The sequence below is a fragment of the Paraburkholderia phymatum STM815 genome (assembly GCF_000020045.1).
Classification (GTDB): Bacteria; Pseudomonadota; Gammaproteobacteria; order Burkholderiales; family Burkholderiaceae; genus Paraburkholderia; species Paraburkholderia phymatum.
Genome location: NC_010622.1, coordinates 3,231,130 through 3,247,619, shown reverse-complemented (window position 1 = coordinate 3,247,619; position 16,490 = coordinate 3,231,130). Strand labels below are relative to the sequence as shown.

The 16,490-nt window shown below is 63.6% G+C and carries 16 protein-coding genes; 9 read left to right on the top strand and 7 right to left on the bottom strand.

The window, feature by feature from the left end:
- Positions 1 to 13 precede the first annotated feature (13 nt).
- Together glmU and glmS are read left to right on the top strand one after the other, a co-directional pair.
- Entirely contained in the window at positions 14 to 1,375 is a 1,362-nt protein-coding gene (gene glmU, locus BPHY_RS14730; RefSeq protein ID WP_012402242.1) for a bifunctional UDP-N-acetylglucosamine diphosphorylase/glucosamine-1-phosphate N-acetyltransferase GlmU, read from the top strand.
- Positions 1,376 to 1,432: 57 nt separating this feature from the next.
- Positions 1,433 to 3,250 carry a glutamine--fructose-6-phosphate transaminase (isomerizing) gene (glmS, locus tag BPHY_RS14725; RefSeq protein WP_012402241.1) on the top strand — a complete coding sequence of 606 codons (1,818 nt, stop codon included), beginning with the start codon at positions 1,433 to 1,435 and terminating at the stop codon, positions 3,248 to 3,250.
- Positions 3,251 to 3,361: 111 nt separating this feature from the next.
- Here the strand turns inward: glmS and BPHY_RS14720 are convergent, their stop codons facing one another.
- The gene (locus tag BPHY_RS14720; RefSeq protein ID WP_012402240.1) at positions 3,362 to 4,183 is read right to left on the bottom strand and encodes a class I SAM-dependent methyltransferase; all 822 of its coding nucleotides are present in this window, start codon (positions 4,181 to 4,183) and stop codon (positions 3,362 to 3,364) included.
- 663 nt (positions 4,184 to 4,846) lie between these two features.
- Between BPHY_RS14720 and BPHY_RS14715 the strand changes: the two genes are divergently transcribed.
- Positions 4,847 to 5,113, top strand: coding sequence for a hypothetical protein (locus tag BPHY_RS14715; RefSeq protein WP_012402238.1), 267 nt, complete (start codon positions 4,847 to 4,849; stop codon positions 5,111 to 5,113).
- A gap of 553 nt (positions 5,114 to 5,666) precedes the next feature.
- Here BPHY_RS14715 and BPHY_RS14710 read toward each other — a convergent pair.
- From BPHY_RS14710 to BPHY_RS14700, 3 genes are all read right to left on the bottom strand, one after another.
- Positions 5,667 to 6,821: a Gfo/Idh/MocA family protein gene (locus BPHY_RS14710; protein WP_012402237.1), complete on the bottom strand. Its 1,155-nt coding sequence runs from the start codon at positions 6,819 to 6,821 to the stop codon at positions 5,667 to 5,669.
- A gap of 21 nt (positions 6,822 to 6,842) precedes the next feature.
- Positions 6,843 to 8,039 (bottom strand): phytanoyl-CoA dioxygenase family protein, encoded by a 1,197-nt coding sequence (locus BPHY_RS14705; protein WP_012402236.1) that lies wholly within the window; start codon positions 8,037 to 8,039, stop codon positions 6,843 to 6,845.
- Between the two features lie 315 nt (positions 8,040 to 8,354).
- Positions 8,355 to 9,305: a GGDEF domain-containing protein gene (locus tag BPHY_RS14700; RefSeq protein ID WP_012402235.1), complete on the bottom strand. Its 951-nt coding sequence runs from the start codon at positions 9,303 to 9,305 to the stop codon at positions 8,355 to 8,357.
- Between the two features lie 672 nt (positions 9,306 to 9,977).
- Between BPHY_RS14700 and BPHY_RS14695 the strand changes: the two genes are divergently transcribed.
- From BPHY_RS14695 to BPHY_RS14685, 3 genes are all read left to right on the top strand, one after another.
- Positions 9,978 to 11,153, top strand: coding sequence for a YbfB/YjiJ family MFS transporter (locus BPHY_RS14695; RefSeq protein ID WP_012402234.1), 1,176 nt, complete (start codon positions 9,978 to 9,980; stop codon positions 11,151 to 11,153).
- A gap of 262 nt (positions 11,154 to 11,415) precedes the next feature.
- Entirely contained in the window at positions 11,416 to 11,613 is a 198-nt protein-coding gene (locus tag BPHY_RS14690) for a hypothetical protein (protein WP_041763628.1), read from the top strand.
- Positions 11,610 to 11,876 carry a hypothetical protein gene (locus BPHY_RS14685; RefSeq protein ID WP_012402233.1) on the top strand — a complete coding sequence of 89 codons (267 nt, stop codon included), beginning with the start codon at positions 11,610 to 11,612 and terminating at the stop codon, positions 11,874 to 11,876. The genes BPHY_RS14690 and BPHY_RS14685 overlap by 4 nt, the downstream gene beginning before the upstream one ends.
- A gap of 45 nt (positions 11,877 to 11,921) precedes the next feature.
- On the opposite strand, the gene BPHY_RS14680 is transcribed toward BPHY_RS14685, so the two are convergent.
- On the bottom strand, positions 11,922 to 12,872 hold the full coding sequence (locus BPHY_RS14680) for a DMT family transporter (protein ID WP_041763627.1): 951 nt from the start codon (positions 12,870 to 12,872) through the stop codon (positions 11,922 to 11,924).
- A 345-nt stretch (positions 12,873 to 13,217) separates the two neighbouring features.
- Between BPHY_RS14680 and BPHY_RS14675 the strand changes: the two genes are divergently transcribed.
- On the top strand, positions 13,218 to 13,427 hold the full coding sequence (locus BPHY_RS14675) for a hypothetical protein (RefSeq protein ID WP_012402231.1): 210 nt from the start codon (positions 13,218 to 13,220) through the stop codon (positions 13,425 to 13,427).
- 154 nt (positions 13,428 to 13,581) lie between these two features.
- Here BPHY_RS14675 and BPHY_RS14670 read toward each other — a convergent pair whose 3' ends face one another.
- Positions 13,582 to 13,869 (bottom strand): hypothetical protein, encoded by a 288-nt coding sequence (locus BPHY_RS14670; protein ID WP_012402230.1) that lies wholly within the window; start codon positions 13,867 to 13,869, stop codon positions 13,582 to 13,584.
- Between the two features lie 89 nt (positions 13,870 to 13,958).
- Positions 13,959 to 14,714 carry a Mut7-C RNAse domain-containing protein gene (locus BPHY_RS14665; protein WP_012402229.1) on the bottom strand — a complete coding sequence of 252 codons (756 nt, stop codon included), beginning with the start codon at positions 14,712 to 14,714 and terminating at the stop codon, positions 13,959 to 13,961.
- A gap of 101 nt (positions 14,715 to 14,815) precedes the next feature.
- Here BPHY_RS14665 and BPHY_RS14660 point away from each other — a divergent pair, with 101 nt between their 5' ends.
- Together BPHY_RS14660 and BPHY_RS14655 are read left to right on the top strand one after the other, a co-directional pair.
- Positions 14,816 to 15,685, top strand: coding sequence for an NAD(P)-dependent oxidoreductase (locus BPHY_RS14660; protein ID WP_012402228.1), 870 nt, complete (start codon positions 14,816 to 14,818; stop codon positions 15,683 to 15,685).
- A 148-nt stretch (positions 15,686 to 15,833) separates the two neighbouring features.
- Entirely contained in the window at positions 15,834 to 16,490 is a 657-nt protein-coding gene (locus tag BPHY_RS14655) for a LysE family translocator (protein ID WP_012402227.1), read from the top strand.

Here is a 16,490-nt window from a genome sequence, read left to right as displayed (position 1 = left end):
ATACGCCCACGTCATGAACATCGTGATTCTGGCGGCAGGCACCGGCAAGCGCATGCGCTCGGCATTGCCAAAGGTGCTTCATCCCCTGGCCGGTCGGCCGCTTCTCGCTCACGTCATCGACACTGCCCGCACGCTGAATCCGACGCGACTGGTCGTCGTGGTCGGTCATGGTGCCGATCAGGTGCGCACGGCGGTGGCCGCGTCCGACGTGCAATTTGCGTTGCAGGAACAGCAGCTTGGCACGGGCCACGCGGTGCAGCAGGCGCTGCCGCTGCTCGATCCGTCGGCGCCGACGCTCGTGCTGTACGGCGACGTGCCGCTCACGAAGGCAAGCACGCTCAAGCGTCTGACGGACGCGGCGGGCCATGACGGCTACGGCGTGCTGACCGTGACGCTCGACGATCCCACGGGCTACGGCCGCATCGTGCGCGACGCGCAAGGCAAGGTCGAGCGCATCGTCGAACAGAAGGACGCGACGGCCGAACAGCAGAAGATCGCAGAGATCAACACGGGCATCGTCGTGATGCCGACGAAGCGTCTCGACGGCTGGTTGTCTTCGCTGAAGAACGAGAATGCGCAGGGCGAGTTCTATCTGACCGACGTCGTCGAACTGGCTATCGAAGCGGGCATCGAAGTCGTCACCGCGCAGCCCGATGAAGAATGGGAGACGCTCGGCGTCAACAGCAAGCAGCAGCTTGCCGAACTCGAACGCATTCATCAGCGCAACGTCGCGGACGATCTTCTTGTGGCGGGCGTGACGATTGCCGACCCGGCGCGCATCGACGTGCGCGGTACGCTCGAATGCGGCCGCGACGTGTCGATCGACGTGAACTGCGTGTTCGAAGGCAAGGTGACGCTGGGGGACAACGTATCGATCGGGCCGAACTGCGTGATCCGCAATGCGACGATTGGCGCGGGTACGCGCATCGACGCCTACACGCATATCGAAGGCGCGCAAGTCGGCGCGCAAGCCGTGCTTGGTCCGTATGCGCGCCTGCGTCCGGGCGCAACGCTGTCGGACGAGACGCACATCGGCAATTTCGTCGAAGTGAAGAACGCGGTGCTCGGTCATGGTTCGAAGGCGAATCACTTGTCGTACATCGGCGATTCAGATGTCGGCGCGCGAGTGAACATCGGCGCGGGCACGATCACCTGCAACTACGACGGTGCGAACAAGTTCCGCACGATCATCGAAGACGATGTGTTCGTCGGCTCGGATACGCAACTGGTGGCGCCCGTGCGCGTCGGCCGCGGTGTGACGATCGCGGCGGGCACGACGGTCTGGAAGGATGTCGAAGAAGGCCTGCTGGTGCTCAACGAAAAGACCCAGATCGGCAAAACCGGCTACGTGCGCCCAACGAAAAAGAAAAGCTAAGGGAAACGCGTGCGCGAGACGCGCCACGACCCCCAACTCTGCAAAGGACCATTGAATATGTGCGGCATTGTCGGCGCTGTTGCCCAGCGAAACATCGTTTCCGTCTTGATCGAAGGACTGCGTCGCCTCGAATATCGCGGCTATGACTCGTGCGGCGTCGCCGTACTGGCGGACGGCGAGCCGAAGCGGGCACGCAGCGTCGCGCGCGTGGCCGATCTCGACGACCAGGTGCGCGAGACGCGTCTCGAAGGCGCTACGGGGATCGCGCATACGCGCTGGGCCACGCACGGTGCGCCCGTCACGGATAACGCGCATCCGATCTTCTCGCGCAACGAACTGGCGCTCGTGCACAACGGCATCATCGAGAACTACGAGTCGCTGCGCGAGATGCTGCGCGGCAAAGGCTACGCGTTCGTCTCGCAGACCGATACGGAAGTGATCGCGCATCTCATCCATAGCCTGTATCGCGACGATCTGTTCGCGGCCGTGCAAGAAGCGACGGCGCAGCTGCACGGCGCATATGCGATCGCCGTGTTGCACAAGCGCCAGCCGAATACGGTGGTCGGCGCGCGCCAGGGCTCGCCGCTCGTCGTCGGTCTCGGCGAAGGCGAGAATTTCCTCGCGTCGGACGCGCTCGCGCTGGCGGGCAGCACCGACCGTTTCATCTTCCTCGAAGAAGGCGACGTCTGCGAACTGACGCTGGAAAAGGTGCGCGTGTTCGATCGCGACGGCAAGCCCGCCCATCGCGAAGTGCGTCAGGTCGCGGCTTACGGCGGCGCGGTCGAACTCGGGCCGTATCGACACTTCATGCAGAAGGAAATCTTCGAGCAGCCGCGCGCGATCACCGACACGATCCCTCAAGCCGATGCGTTCAATGCATCGCTGTTCGGCGAAGACGCAGGAAAAGCGTTTTCCGAAATCGACAACCTGCTGATTCTCGCGTGCGGCACGAGCTACTACTCGGGCCTGACGGCGAAGTACTGGCTCGAATCGGTGGCGAAGATTCCGACCCAGGTCGAAATCGCCAGCGAATACCGTTATCGCGATTCGGTGCCGAATCCGAAGTCGCTGGTCGTCGTGATTTCGCAATCGGGCGAAACGGCCGACACGCTCGCGGCGCTCAAGCATGCGCAAGCGCTGGGTCACAAGCACACGCTGTCGGTATGCAACGTCGGCACGAGCGCGATGGTGCGCCTCACGGAGCTGTCGTTCCTCACGCACGCCGGGCGCGAAATCGGCGTCGCATCGACGAAGGCATTCACGACCCAGCTCGTCGCGCTGTTTGTGCTTGCCGCGACGCTCGGCAAGATGCGCGGTCACGTCAGCGCGGCGCAGGAAGCGGACTATATTCGCCAGTTGCGCCACCTGCCTGCCGCGCTCAACAGCGTGCTGGCGCTGGAGCCGCAGATCATCGCGTGGTCGGAAGAATTCTCGCGCAAAGAGAACGCGCTGTTCCTCGGCCGCGGCCTGCACTATCCGATCGCACTGGAAGGCGCGCTAAAGCTGAAGGAAATTTCGTACATTCACGCGGAGGCTTATCCGGCGGGCGAACTCAAGCATGGGCCGCTTGCGCTCGTCACGGAAGCGATGCCCGTCGTGACGGTCGCGCCGAACGATGCGCTGCTCGAGAAGCTCAAGTCGAACATTCAGGAAGTGCGTGCACGCGGCGGCCAACTGTATGTGTTCGCCGACGCCGACACGAAGATCGTCAACGACGAAGGGCTGCACGTGATCCGCATGCCGGAACACTACGGCCCGCTGTCGCCGATCCTGCATGTCGTGCCTCTGCAGATGCTCGCGTATCACACGGCTTGCGCACGCGGTACGGACGTCGACAAGCCGCGCAATCTCGCGAAGTCGGTGACGGTGGAGTGAGGTTGTAGTCGCTTCATACGCGTTCTGGATACGGCGCCGCAATCGCGGACGTATTCAGAACCGGCCGGTTCGAGTTCTTCTCTTCTTCTTCCCTCCCTCACTCCCGTCCGCTCAGGGCTTCGTTGCGCTGGCCAGCACGCACGGCATCGGGATGCAGACTTCGCCGCCGCCCTCATCGCTCCCATAGCGGGCAGCGCCGTCGTGTACCGCTTTGGCGATCGCGGCCAGCGCTTCGGGCGTTTGCGCATTCAGAATCGCCGAAACGCGCACGCCGCCGCGCATCAACATGTCGAACAGCGCATCGGGCGACGGCGCATGCAGCGTCTGCGCGATTTCCTGAACGCGCGGCTCGCAAAAGCCCGCCGCCTGCAATACGCGCTCGCACTCGGCCCAGTCGCTGAACCGGAAGAATGGCGGGCCGGGCGGCAACTGCACGTCCATGCGCCCATGTGCCTCGATGGCCTTCAGGACGATAGAGAAGCCGACGGCCTTCTCCGGTGCAGCCCAGACCGTGAAGCCGACCTTGCCGCCTGGCTGAAGCACGCGGAAGGCTTCCTCGAGCGCCTTCTCCGGATGCGAGAAGTGCAGCATGCCGAAGCTGATGCCGACGGCATCGAAACCGTCGTCGGTGAACGGCAGGTCTTCCGCGCTACCGATGCGAAAAGTCAGCGACGGATAGATGCGCCTTGCCTGATCGACCATCGAATCGGCGAAGTCCACTCCAACGACATCCGCGCTACGCTGGGCCGCCGCTGCCGCAAGATAGCCCGGGCCCGATGCGACATCGAGGAAGCGCACGCCGCGGCGCACGTTCAACGCATCGAGCAGCGCGGCATGCGACTGGCTGGTCAACGCGCCGAAATACGCGTGATAAGGCTTCGCGACCCTCTCCCAGCCCCGATGTTCGAAGGCGCTGAATTCGTCTTCCATCATGTCCAGATTCCCTCTCGTGTTGCACGCCCTTTCCGTTATAGGACCCATGCGTCAGAGGTCAAATCCATCGCCGCGGAGCGCGAGCGGCGGTCGGCTTGTCATCCAGATATCCACACGACGCTATGGACAACATGGGGATATCGCGGAGGCGATTGCTGTGGGCAGATTCTGGGTAAACACGCGGCGAGCACGCATGTGGACAAAGTTATTCACGCTTGCGGCGAGCGCTCCCATGTTTATGCGCAGGGGTATCCATTTGACAATCCGTTGAGCGCAAAGCGGATTTGGCGCTTGTCCACAGTTGGCGAAGCTGCTTGTTAACTGCTACTACGTATACATACTTATTGAGTGAAAAGCGGTGAACAACACGCATGTGCCGCGTAGGCAGAACACGCAATTACATCTGCCTTCCGGACGAACGGGAGCGAGCGACACGGCGCAATGTTGGATCTGTGTTGGACGTATGCGCGATGTGTCTGCCATGAACCAACGATTTCCGCGCTCGATTCCGTTCGGACGCACGGTCTCGCGGACCCGCACGCCCCGCCTGAGCGCGACGGTCAGCCGCAAAGCCTGCGTGCAGCTCACAGGCATACACATTGCTCCTGAGTGGCGCGTCCGCTCAATGAAGCGGACCACCTGACATACACACCGGAGGCGATCGTGCTGGCTACAAAACCGTGTACTGCAACATGTGTCATCGATGGAATCGCAGTCACGCTGACCTTTTTCCCCGACACCGGCGTTTTGCGCATTACCGACAGCACAGGCAGTCGCCTGAGAGAAACGCGCTGGTCCGCGTCATGGCAAAGCCTCGTTGCGACGTTTCGCGAACTGAGCGAGACGCCCATCGAAGATCGCGCCGATCCCGATGTGCTATTCGGCACGCACTATCGTTCGCATGCGACGAGCAGGCGCTACGCGAACTGAGCACGATGCCGCCCACGCCGTTCACGCAACGCGGGGCCACACGGGCAAACAAACGCGCGAAATGAGGCGCAAATGGCCCTCGCTTCCGCCGATTGGATCCGCAGTGTCGCTCCTATACTCCTTTTCATGGAGCGACGGAACAACGAGCCCATCGACGCGGTTCCCCTCTGCGTCGCGCATGACCGCAGGTTGCCAGCAGTCGAAGTAGCCGTAATGGAAGCATGAGCAATCGCAATGATCGAAGTAGCCGTATGCGCAGTAGCGGGTGGTTTCCGAAGTAGCACTAGCAGCTCTCGCAATAGCAGCCGTATTCGCAGTTGCCGTAGAAGTAGCAGCACTCGGCACTAGCAGCCGAGTTCACCGTTTCAGTATGCAGTTGGGGTTAGCAGCACGGAGTAGGCGCGGGGCCAATCGAAGCAAAAAAAGTTCGCCAATAACAGCTTCACGTGATGAGCAGCAGTCGGCAAGCATCCACGCGCCTGTTCGATATGTCTCATCCACCGAGCCCTGTTCCCCCGCGGAACAGGGCTCTTTTTTCTTCCAGCGAGCCAGCCTACGCGCGCTCGACATCTTGCCATCCGCCCGTCGCCATGCTCTTCACCGATGCCGCGACGAACGCGAGTCCCTTCACGCCATCGCTGACGCCTGGAAAGAGCGTCGGCCGCTCGTCACCGGGTTTTCCATCGATCCGTGCCGCGACGCGCTGTGCGAACTCCGTATAAAGATTCGCAAACGCTTCCAGATATCCTTCGGGATGGCCGATCGCGATGCGCGTCGAGCGCCGCGCGCCTTCGCTCGTGGACGGACCGAGTCGGCGCGTGATGATTTCGTCGAACGCATCGTGCCGGCGATGAATCAGCCGGTTCGGTTCCTCCTGATGCCATTCGAGTCCGCCCTTGTCGCCGTGAACGCGGAAACTCAACCCGTGCTCGGAACCTGCTGCGGCATTCGTCACCCACAGGGAGCCGCGCGCGCCGTTCTCATAGTGCAGCAGCGCGGACACGTAATCGTCGAAGGCGCGCTCGGGAATCGCCGAGCCGACATCCGCGCACAGACGCGTGACATCCAGCCCCGTGACATACGCGCCCAGATGAAACGCGTGAGTGCCGATATCCATCAGCACGAGCGAACTGCCGGCGCGGCCCGCTTCCGTTCGCCAGCCCGCCGTCTGATCGTGGCCCGCCAGATAGCTCTGCACGTACTGCAGATGCACCTGACGGATCTCGCCGAGTTCGCCGGCGCGTATCATGTCGCGCGCCTGGCGCACCATCGGAAAGCCGGTGTAGCAATAGGTCACGCAGAACTCGGCATTGGCCGCCTTCGCGCAGGCGGCGATTTCGCGAGCCTGCGCGAGATCGTTCGCGAGCGGCTTGTCGCAGATCACGTGAAAGCCGCGCTCGAGCGCCAGCATGCAGATCGGGTGATGGGAGTCATTGGGCGTCATGACCGCGACGGCATCGATGCGATCGGGGCGAGCCGCTTCCGTGTCGAGCATCTGTTGCCATGACGTGTAGGCGCGTTCGCCGTCGACGCCGAGTTCCAGCGCCGCCTGTCTCGCGCGATCGGGATGGGACGACAGCGCCGCCGCAACGATGTCGTAGTGGCCGTCGAGGCGTGCTGCGATGCGGTGCGTCTCGCCGATGAACGATCCCGGGCCACCGCCGATCAACCCCAGCCGGATACGCCGGCCCATTGTGCCTGTCACCATGCTGCCTCCTTGGTGGGGAATTCAATGCGTCGCGTTGCGGAATTCGAGATCGTGCAGCGCGGCGGCGAACTGCTCGTCCGGCCAGTCTTCACTGAGCGCCCTCGCGAAGATCTGTTGCTGGTTCGCGGGCGCGAGTCCGCCGACGGGCGGATTGCGATCGAGATTCGTCGGGAACGCATAGCCGTCAGCGCACGACGCAAGCACGGCCGCCAGCTGCTCTGGATCGAGCGTGCGTTGCGCCTGCATCGCGCGCAGCACGGGATACGCGGCAATGCACATCCTCGTCCGGTCGAGCGATTCCATCGCGCGCCCATATGCCGACGACACCTGCAGAAGGTTCGCCATCCGCTGCACGTCCTGCGTGCGATTTGAGCCGGCCGCGTGAAAGAGCGCCGGGTTGAAGAACAGTGCGTCGCCTTTTTGCAGCGGTAACTGTGCGTAGTGCGCTTCGAAATACGCGCGGAAGTCTTCGCGACGCCACGCGACATAGCCTTGCGGATAGCGCTGCGAGAACGGCAACAGCTTGGTCGGACCGCTCTCCACGGGCATGTCGGTGTGCGCGACGGCGCCTTGCAGAGTCAGCAGCGCTGACATCGCGTGCACGTGGGGCGGGACGCGTTGCGCCTCGTCGACGGTGACAAAACCGAGATGGAAATCACGGTGCGCCTGCTGCGCCTCGCCGCCCGGCCGCACGACGTTCACCTGCGAGGTCATCTGATAGCCGGGTCCGAGCCACGCCTCGGCGGCCGCCATCAGGACGGGATTCGCGAAGTAGCGCACAAAAACGTCGGGCGCCGCGAGGCACAGCTTTTCCTGCGCGTTCCAGATCCGGTCGTTGGCGCCCGCTTTCGCGAAGTGGTCGGCACGGCCGCCCGCCTTGCGCTCGTGGCGGATGATCGACTCGAAGATCGCGGTTGCGTCATCGACGGCGGCCGTGTCTTCGTACGCGCGCTGCAGCACGAACACGCCTGCGCCATCGAGCAGCACGCTCGCCCATTCCGTGAGAAGCTCGGGACGGCGCACCCGGTCGGATACGATGGACCTCAGCGCATCGCAGTCGTACACTGGAATGGCGTGCGTGAGGCCGGCAGCGAAGTGCGGGCGCACAGACATCTCGCGCGACGTTTCGATCAGCGTCGCGAAATCGTCGACGGAACAGTCCGCTTCGCGAAACCATGCATGCGCGCCTGGAACCGGCTGTTGAGTTCTCGGGTTCATGTCGTCTTCCTCCACGTGTGCGAACCAGCTTATCCGGAAATCCGGACGTTGCGTTGCCGCCGAAACATCAAAAACACATCAAGGATGGGGCGGCGTTTTGGCAGCGCATGCTTTGCGACGGGAGAAATGGCGTTGCTGGCAGGTCCTGTTGCGGCGAGTCGATGGCGCTGATCGGTCGCGCATATGCGAGATGGCGCGCGTGAGCGCGTCGCCGTCGGCGGCGGTCTTCGGGGAGAATCGGCGCGGGGCGATTGCGCGTTTTGCGGGGCGTTGCTGGCGGGTTGTGCCGTGCAGGCGCGGAAACTCAGGCCGGACTTACTGCAACGGTGCCGACCACGCGACGGTGCGGTTGCGTCCTTCGCGCTTCGCCGAATACAGCGCGCTGTCGGCGCGAGCGAGCGTCGTGTTGAGGTCGTCGCTCAGTTCCACCCTGCAGACGCCCGCCGAAAAGGAATAGCGGATCGCACGGTCATCGGCGACCTGCACGCGGCGGCTCAGCACCTGGCGGCGCATCCGTTCGACAGCCGACACGCCGTGCTCGACCGACGTCGACGGAAACACGACCAGAAATTCCTCGCCTCCGATGCGGCCCGCGATGTCCGTCTGACGCGTCGCGTGACGGCACACTTCGCCGAAATCGCGCAGCACCGCGTCGCCTGCGGCGTGCCCGTGCGAATCGTTGATCTGCTTGAAATGATCGAGGTCGACGAGCGCGACCGTGAGCGGCGTCTCGGTGCCGGCAGCAGCCGTGATCGCCAGTTCGAGCGACGACATCGAATGGCGCCGGTTCGCGAGGCCCGTCAGCGCGTCGGTGCGCGCTTCCTGCACCGCGCGTTCGTGCGCGCCGATCCACGCCTGCTCGTTGGAGCGCAGTGCCGAGATCTCGGTACCCGTCAGCACGATCCAGTCGTTCTCCAGCAGCGATTCCGTCATCCAGAACCAGCGTCCGTCGACGAGCTCCGTCGCGAAGCTGCGCTGTCCGGCGCGTTCGCGGCGTGCGGCGATCGCATCGGCGATCACGGCCGACGCGTCGTCGCCTCCGATGCGCGGCCCGCATTGCCCCAGAATCCCGCGCAGCACGAGATCGGCGAACGTGATGTCGCCGCGCTCGCGGTTGAGCCTGAACGCATGCTTGAACGCGCTGTTCGCGAACATCAGCCGGTCGCTTGCGTCGTAGATGGCGACCAGCTGCGTTCTGCCGTCGAGCGCGCCCAGCAGTGCTTCGCAGGCGATGTCGTCAGTGCGCAGATCGTGAATCGATTTCATGGCTTATCGGTGCGGATGAGTCCCCGGACCGGCCGCTTTCTCGCGCGCGGCCGCATGTCCCGTCCGTTCGCCGGATTTCGCAAGAAAAGCGCCACGGTCAAAGCCGTGGCGCGAAACGTCCCGATGATTCCGATTGCGTAAAGAATCACGGAGAACGTGGAGACAGGATGAAGTCTACGTTCGCAAAACGCATAGCCATCGAAGGAACAGTGAGCAGATTTGCCCGCAATTCCGGCCGTCGATCGGTTGCCTGGGAGCGCGCGATCCGACGAACCGGTGACTCAGCACGAGAAGCCGATTCGACGCGACCGAGGTCGCCGTCGTGATGATGCGGTGAGGTGCCGTGAGTGTGCTATGCCTGTGAGCTTGTGAGATCAAGCTGGCAGGCTTGCGGAGCGTGCGGCGAGCGTCTCGCGCAGAACACGGCGCCCGCCAGGCACGCTGCACGCATGTCCGCGAGGTACAGTGATAGCCCAATCGATCGATACAAACAACGACATGACGACTGGTTTTGCCCGAAGCCTGGTTTCCTGGTGCAGCAGCCTGAACAATCTGGCGCAACGAGACTTGCGGCATACGCAACCCGCGTCGGCGCCGCGAGTTGCTCACGACGCTGGCATTGCCGATTCGCCGCGGCGCGGTCGGGCGCTCTGGCTGGCCGTATGCCTCTCAATGGGCAGCGCGATCGCGCTCGGGCTCGCGCGCTTTTCCTATGCATTGCTGCTGCCGCCGATGAAAATCGACCTCGGCTGGAGCTTCGCGCAATCGGGGGCGATGAACACGGCGAACGCGCTCGGCTATCTGCTCGGCGCGCTCGCGTTCACGCGCATGTCGCGCCGCTGGTCGGCGGGCGTGCTGTGCGTGGCGGGATGCATCGCAACCGCGTTGCTGATGGCGATCACGGGGATGCTGACCGATACGAACGCGCTGTTGGCGCAGCGCGTCGCCACGGGCATCGCGAGCGCCTTCGTTTTCGTGAGCGGCGGCGTGCTGGCAGCGCGGCTCGCGACAGCGCATCCGCGCGACGCGGGGCTGGTGCTCGGTCTGTACTACGGCGGCACGGGGTGGGGCATCGTCGCATCGGCGCTGCTCGTGCCGCTGGCGCTCGCTTCGTTTTCGTCGCTGCATCGCGCGCATGTCTGGCAGCTTGCGTGGTTCGCGCTCGCGGCGGCGTGCGTCGCGTTCTCTTTGCTCGCGGGGCGCGCGGCGCGGCGTATCGACAGGCAGCACGTGCTGCGCACGGAGACGACGAGCGTTGCGTCGGCGGCCGGGCGCGCGCCCGCGACGATGCGTTATGCGTTCGCGCTTGCCGGTTACGGGTTGTTCGGCGTCGGCTACATCGGCTACATGACGTTCATCGTCGCGCTGCTGCGCAACGGCGGCATGAGCGCAGGCGTCGTCACGGGCTTTTATGTGCTGCTGGGCGTCGCAACGATCGTGTCGGCGCGCATCTGGTCGAGGCTGCTCGATCGCACGCGCGGCGGCCAGGCGCTCGCATTGCTCAATGCGTTGCTCGCGCTTGCGACGCTGATGCCCGCAATCGTTGCGCATCCCGTCGTTGCGTTTGCGTCGGGCTTGTTGTTCGGCGCGACGTTCCTGTCGGCCGTTGCTTCGACGACGGCTTTCGTGCGTCACAATCTGCCCGCCGCGCACTGGGGCCGCGGCATCAGCGCATTCACGATCGTGTTTGCGTTCGGACAGATCGTCGGGCCAACCGTGATCGGCTGGGTGTCGGACGGCGTGGGCCTCGAGCGCGGCCTGGTTTATTCCGCATGCGTGCTCGCGGCAGGCGCGGTGCTTGCTGGACTACAGAAAGCATTGACCCGACGCGCCCCTTCGGTGAACTGACGTTTTGCCGAAGCGCCGCACGACGGATGACAGCATTTTCAATGCCATTTCACGCGCCGCGCGGCCTTTTCACCTGTTGCGTTGAGGTCGCCAGCGCACAGAACGGGCGCGCCGCCGGGAGCACGATGAAAACCGACGGAATACTCAGTCGTCCCATTCGAATTTGACTGTTGCTATTTCGTCAAAACAACTGGAGACATGAGAGATCAAGGCATAAAGTTAAAGTGCTTTCTCAAGTCTTTTGTGCGGTGCGGGGGTGCTTATGAAACGCAGAAACGCGCGACAACTGGTCCGGCTGCTGTCGGACATGCGGCACGCGGCAGATTGCAGGGCGCTGCGCGCGGCTGCAACGCAACGGGCGATCGAGCTCGCGGCGGAAGAGGCGGCAGAAGAGGAGCAGGACAAGCCGGGCACGTCGCGCGACAACCCTCGCGGCAAGACGACGTGGAGAACATCATGAGAAACGCCACGGAACAGTCGCTGCGTTTTCTGGTCGAGAAGTGGCTGGCGCCCGTCGACTCGCCTGTGCATGTCACGCAGTTCGGCCGCACGAAATGGGACAACAGGCGCTACGTGCGCGTTGAAACATCATCGCCGGACGGCATGCGCTCGCTGTTTTTCTTTCGTCACGACGACGGCTGCTGGTGCGTTTTCCCGCCGACGCCGTACAGACCCCGGCGCGTCGAACGCTGGCGCAGCATGGCGGCCGAAGTGGCGGCGTGAATCGTCCGCATGGCTGGTTTCGGGAAACGCCATGCCTGCCTGCGTTCAGGCAGGCTCCGCCGAATCCGATGAGATATCGCGGCGCGTCGTCCACATCGGCATCACCTGACACACGATCAGCCCAGCCAGCATCAACGCGCATCCAAGCAGCGCGCGCGGCGCTAGCGTTTCGCCCAGCACGAGCCAGCCCGCCAACGCGGCGAACACGCCTTCCATGCTGAAAATCACGGCTGCATGCGCTGGTGCGGCGTGCTTTTGCGCGACGACCTGTATGGTGTACGCAACGCCGACCGACAGCGCGCCGCCGTAGAGGATGGCGGGCGCGGCGCGGACGATGTCGCCGATGCGCAACGGATCGACGGCCAGCCCAACTGCAAGGCTTACCACCGCGCAAACAACGAACTGCACCAGCGCAAGCGCCAACGGATCGTGACGGCGCGCAAAGCGGCTGACCAGTACGACCTGTGCGGAAATCACGAGCGATCCCGCGAGCTGCAGCCAGTCGCCGTAGACAATCGAAAAATGCTCGTCGACGCTCAGGAAATACATGCCGAGCGCGGCCAGCGTCGCGCCAAGCCATACACCGATGCCCGTCTGATGACGCAGCACCACGCCCATCAACGGCACGATAACGACATACAGCGAACTGATGAAGCCGGCATTCGCGACCTTGGTGTATTGCAGGCCGATCTGCTGACAGGAAATCGACACGGCGACCAGCAGGCCGAGCAGTGCGCCGTCGCGCCAGAGCGCTGGCGAAGCAGAGGGCGAAAGAGACGCTGCTGCGTCACGTGCGTCGGCCGGCTTGCGTCGTCGCGCGATCGACCACGCGATCAGGACAACGAACGCGCCTAGCAGAAAGCGCAGTCCCGTGAAGAGAAACGGTCCGATCGAGTCGAGGCTCAGGCGTTGCGCGACAAATGCGCTGCCCCAGATCGTTGCGGCGACGAGCATCAGAAGATTCGCGCGCAGATGTTGGCGAGTGGCGGTTTTCAAGCGGAAATTCCTGGCAAGACGGCTCGTTTCGTTTGTGTGGCAAGCGGTGGACACTTGCATGCGCCAAAAGCGCAACTGGTCACATCGAGACCGTCAGGAGTGACAGCCGACATGATACCCGGGTGGCATGTCGGGAAGCGTCGATATATCGAAAGCTACAAGTAATAAATCAGTAAGAAAGCTGTCTCCCGGAAAATACATATCGAACTTTATGAGATGACAAACCGCCTATGCTGCGTGATACTCGCCGCGGGGAGCCGCCGGGCCAACGGTCTGCCGGCTTCGCCATCATGCGGTTCCAATTCAACATTTGACTTAAAGTCGTCAGGTTTGGGGATAACACACATGAAGAAGATCATCGCCTCGCTCGTCACCGCCTCGCTCGCGCTGGTGTCCGTTCAAGCTTTCGCACAGGCATCCGATGCAGCGCCGGCAGCAGCTAGCGCCGCGAAGCCGAAGCATGCCCACAAGCAACTGAAGACGCATGGCAAGCGCGCTGGCGTGTCGTCGGCTGCTTCGGCAGCTGGCACGAACGACAAGGGCACGCCGAACTAAGCAGCCCCGTTCGCCACGCCGGCCGCTCGAAAGCGAGCGATGCCGGCGCAGCAATAAAAAAGGCCGAAGCAGATGCTTCGGCCTTTTGCATTTCGGGTGCGCCCGGTCCGCTTTCGTCTTCTGGGCCATCCAGGCGAAAGCGGCGCGAAACGGATCAGGCGCTCGCGGCGAGCCCGTTGACCAGCAGTTCGGCGATCAGCCCGTTCATGCCTTCGGGATGCGTCGCGGCGCGCTCTTTCAACTGCTCGACGAGCTTCTCGGGCAGCTTGCACGCGAACGGCACGAGGCCCTTTGCCTGATCGAGCTTGCGCTGCTCGCGGCGGTCCAGTTGCGCCTGCTGCGACGACGCCTTGCCGAAGCGGTCAGCGGAGAGCGTCTGCTTCATGTCGTTGCCGAGCTTGAGCGCCTTGTTTTTCTCAAGGTCGAATTTCTTCATTGCCATGCGGAAAACCTCAAACGGGTAAGCAATCCCGCATTGTACGCATCGCATGGTGCGCGAATGCCGGATATCGAATGACGCGGCTCGCGGGGCTATCGTGCCAGTGTTGCCGCGCCCGTCACGCTGTCCATCAGTGCGCGCATACGCCTCCAGTGCGAGCCTTCCCAGAAGACGCGCCGGCACACATCGCAAGTGACGAATTGCGAATGCCGTTCGAGCACGCCATCGGGAGCGCGGCCGATCGCTTCGTCCTTCGCAATGCGTCGCAGCGGCGCATTGCAGGTGAGGCAGAGCCGAAACGGTTGCGCGCTGCGCGCCAGATCGAGCCGGTCGAACATCTCGCGCAACTGCGCTTCGGGTTTCAGCGCGCGCACGTAGCAGCCATGCGTGATCGAGCGGCGTTTCAGCAATTCGCGGTCGCGTGTAAGTACGATGCGGTCTTCGTCGGATGCAATCGACTCGATATGCGAATCCGCGTAATGGTTGTCGTAAAGTGTGTCGAAGCCCGCGAGGCGCAGCAGTTGCGCCAGGCCGCCGAGATGCGCGTCGGCGACGAAACGCACTACGCGCAGCGGTCGCTCGCGCACACGCAGAAGGGGCTGGATGTCAAGCGCTTCGAACTTCGGATAGACGGCAACGCGGTCGCCTTCCTGCAACTGATGCTCGAAACCGACCGATTCGCCGTTCACGAGGATCAATTCCACTTCCGTATGCGGTACGCCGAGCGCCTCGATCATGTGTTTCGCCGAGGCGGCGCGCGCGCACTTGCAACTGAACGATTGCCGGCGCAGCGGCCGCGCCAGGAAGTCGTTCAATTCTTCGTAGAAGCGGAAAGTCGCGGTGACCATGACGTCAGTATCGCACCGCAAGAAGCGCCGCGCCGATGGGCAATTACCTGCACGACGCGCGCGGCTGTGCTCTACTTCGGGTTCTTCAACAGGAGCTAGTGATGGACATCGGTTTTATCGGTCTCGGCGAAATGGGTGCGGCGATGGTCGCAAACATGTTGAAAGCGGGGCATAGCGTGCGCGTCTGGAACCGCTCGGCGGAGAAGGCACAGCCGCTCGTCGGGCTGGGTGCGCAGGTGGTCGGTTCGCCCGCGGAAGCCTTCACGGGCGACGCCGTCTTTTCGATGCTCGCCGACGATGCCGCGTTGCACGATGTCATCAGCGCGTCGCTGCTCGAACATGCGCCGCGCGGACTGATTCACGTGAACATGGCGACGATTTCCGTGTCGCTCGCGGAACAACTGGCGACGGCGCACGCCAGCCGCGGCGTGCACTACGTGGCGGCGCCCGTCATGGGCCGACCCGACGTCGCCGCGGCAGGGAAGCTGACGATTGTCGCCGCCGGGCCCGCCGAGGCGATCGACCGTGTGCAGCCCGTCTTCGATTCGATCGGCCAGAAAACCTGGCGTATCGGCTCGCTGCCGCAGCAGGCGAATGTCGTGAAACTGGCGGCGAATTTCATGCTTGCAGCCGCCGTCGAGTCGCTTGGCGAGGCGTCGGCTCTGCTCGGCGGTCATGGCGTCGCGATGCAGGACTTTCTCGACGTGATCACGAACAGCGTATTTCCCGGCCCCGTTTATCAGGGCTACGGCAAGATGATCGCGGAACAACGCTACGAGCCGGCGCTCTTCAAGGCGCGTCTCGGTCTGAAGGACGTACGTCTCGCGCTGGCGGCCGCCGAGCTGGTCTCGACGCCGCTGCCGGTGGCGAGCGTCGTGCGCGACAGTCTCATCGAAGCCGTCGCTCACGGCGACGGTGAAAAGGATTTCGCGGTGCTGGGCCAGGTCGCGTCGCGTCGCGCAGGGCGCTGACGCATCGGCATCGCCCGTCGCCTGCCGGGTCGATTGCCGATGCTTGCGGTCATTTCATCGGCGGACGGCGCGAACCGGCGTCGAAACGGGCGGGGCGGGCATAATGTCCGTCCCGCCCGTTTTTTCTCTTCAGCGAGCAATACGCATCATGAGTCTGCATGCCTGGTGGCTTTACGTCGCCACGATTTTCGTCGTTTGCGCGATTCCCGGCCCCAACATGCTGTTGATGATGACGCACGGCGCGCGCTACGGAATGCGTCACACCACCTCCACGATGGCCGGCTGCCTGACGTCGCTGATCCTGATGCTCGCGGTGTCCGTCGCGGGCCTCGGCGTGCTGCTAAAGGCATGGCCAGCGACGTTCAACGCGTTGCGTCTGCTCGGCGCGGCGTATCTGATCTGGCTCGGCGTGAAGGCGTGGCGCGCGCCCGTGCGCGAAGCCGCGGCGGCGCGGGTCGACGCAGGCACGCATGGCGCGCACGAGGCGGCCGGCGAGCGCGTTGCGTCGCGTGGCGCACTCATGCGCAATGGCTTTCTGGTCGGCAGCAGCAATCCGAAGGCCATTCTGTTTTCGGCCGCACTGTTGCCGCAATTCATCGACGCCGCGCGGCCGACGCTCCCGCAGTTCGCGATTCTCGTTGCCACGACGGCGGTGATGGAAGTGAGCTGGTACGTCGTGTACGCGGCTTGCGGCACGCAGATCGGCGCGAAGCTGAAGAGCAGCAGTGTTGCGAAGACATTCAACCGGCTGACGGGCGGCGTGTTCGTCGGCTTCGGCGCGATGATGGCGCTGGTGAGACACTGA

Bases quoted from the DNA above. Each gene is read 5' to 3' on its own strand.
- glmU (WP_012402242.1), top strand. From the start codon at position 14: ATGAACATCGTGATTCTGGCGGCAGGCACCGGCAAGCGCATGCGCTCG.
- glmS (WP_012402241.1), top strand. From the start codon at position 1,433: ATGTGCGGCATTGTCGGCGCTGTTGCCCAGCGAAACATCGTTTCCGTC.
- BPHY_RS14720 (WP_012402240.1), bottom strand. From the start codon at position 4,183: ATGATGGAAGACGAATTCAGCGCCTTCGAACATCGGGGCTGGGAGAGG.
- BPHY_RS14710 (WP_012402237.1), bottom strand. From the start codon at position 6,821: ATGGTGACAGGCACAATGGGCCGGCGTATCCGGCTGGGGTTGATCGGC.
- BPHY_RS14705 (WP_012402236.1), bottom strand. From the start codon at position 8,039: ATGAACCCGAGAACTCAACAGCCGGTTCCAGGCGCGCATGCATGGTTT.
- BPHY_RS14700 (WP_012402235.1), bottom strand. From the start codon at position 9,305: ATGAAATCGATTCACGATCTGCGCACTGACGACATCGCCTGCGAAGCA.
- BPHY_RS14695 (WP_012402234.1), top strand. From the start codon at position 9,978: ATGGGCAGCGCGATCGCGCTCGGGCTCGCGCGCTTTTCCTATGCATTG.
- BPHY_RS14690 (WP_041763628.1), top strand. From the start codon at position 11,416: ATGAAACGCAGAAACGCGCGACAACTGGTCCGGCTGCTGTCGGACATG.
- BPHY_RS14685 (WP_012402233.1), top strand. From the start codon at position 11,610: ATGAGAAACGCCACGGAACAGTCGCTGCGTTTTCTGGTCGAGAAGTGG.
- BPHY_RS14675 (WP_012402231.1), top strand. From the start codon at position 13,218: ATGAAGAAGATCATCGCCTCGCTCGTCACCGCCTCGCTCGCGCTGGTG.
- BPHY_RS14670 (WP_012402230.1), bottom strand. From the start codon at position 13,869: ATGGCAATGAAGAAATTCGACCTTGAGAAAAACAAGGCGCTCAAGCTC.
- BPHY_RS14665 (WP_012402229.1), bottom strand. From the start codon at position 14,714: ATGGTCACCGCGACTTTCCGCTTCTACGAAGAATTGAACGACTTCCTG.
- BPHY_RS14660 (WP_012402228.1), top strand. From the start codon at position 14,816: ATGGACATCGGTTTTATCGGTCTCGGCGAAATGGGTGCGGCGATGGTC.
- BPHY_RS14655 (WP_012402227.1), top strand. From the start codon at position 15,834: ATGAGTCTGCATGCCTGGTGGCTTTACGTCGCCACGATTTTCGTCGTT.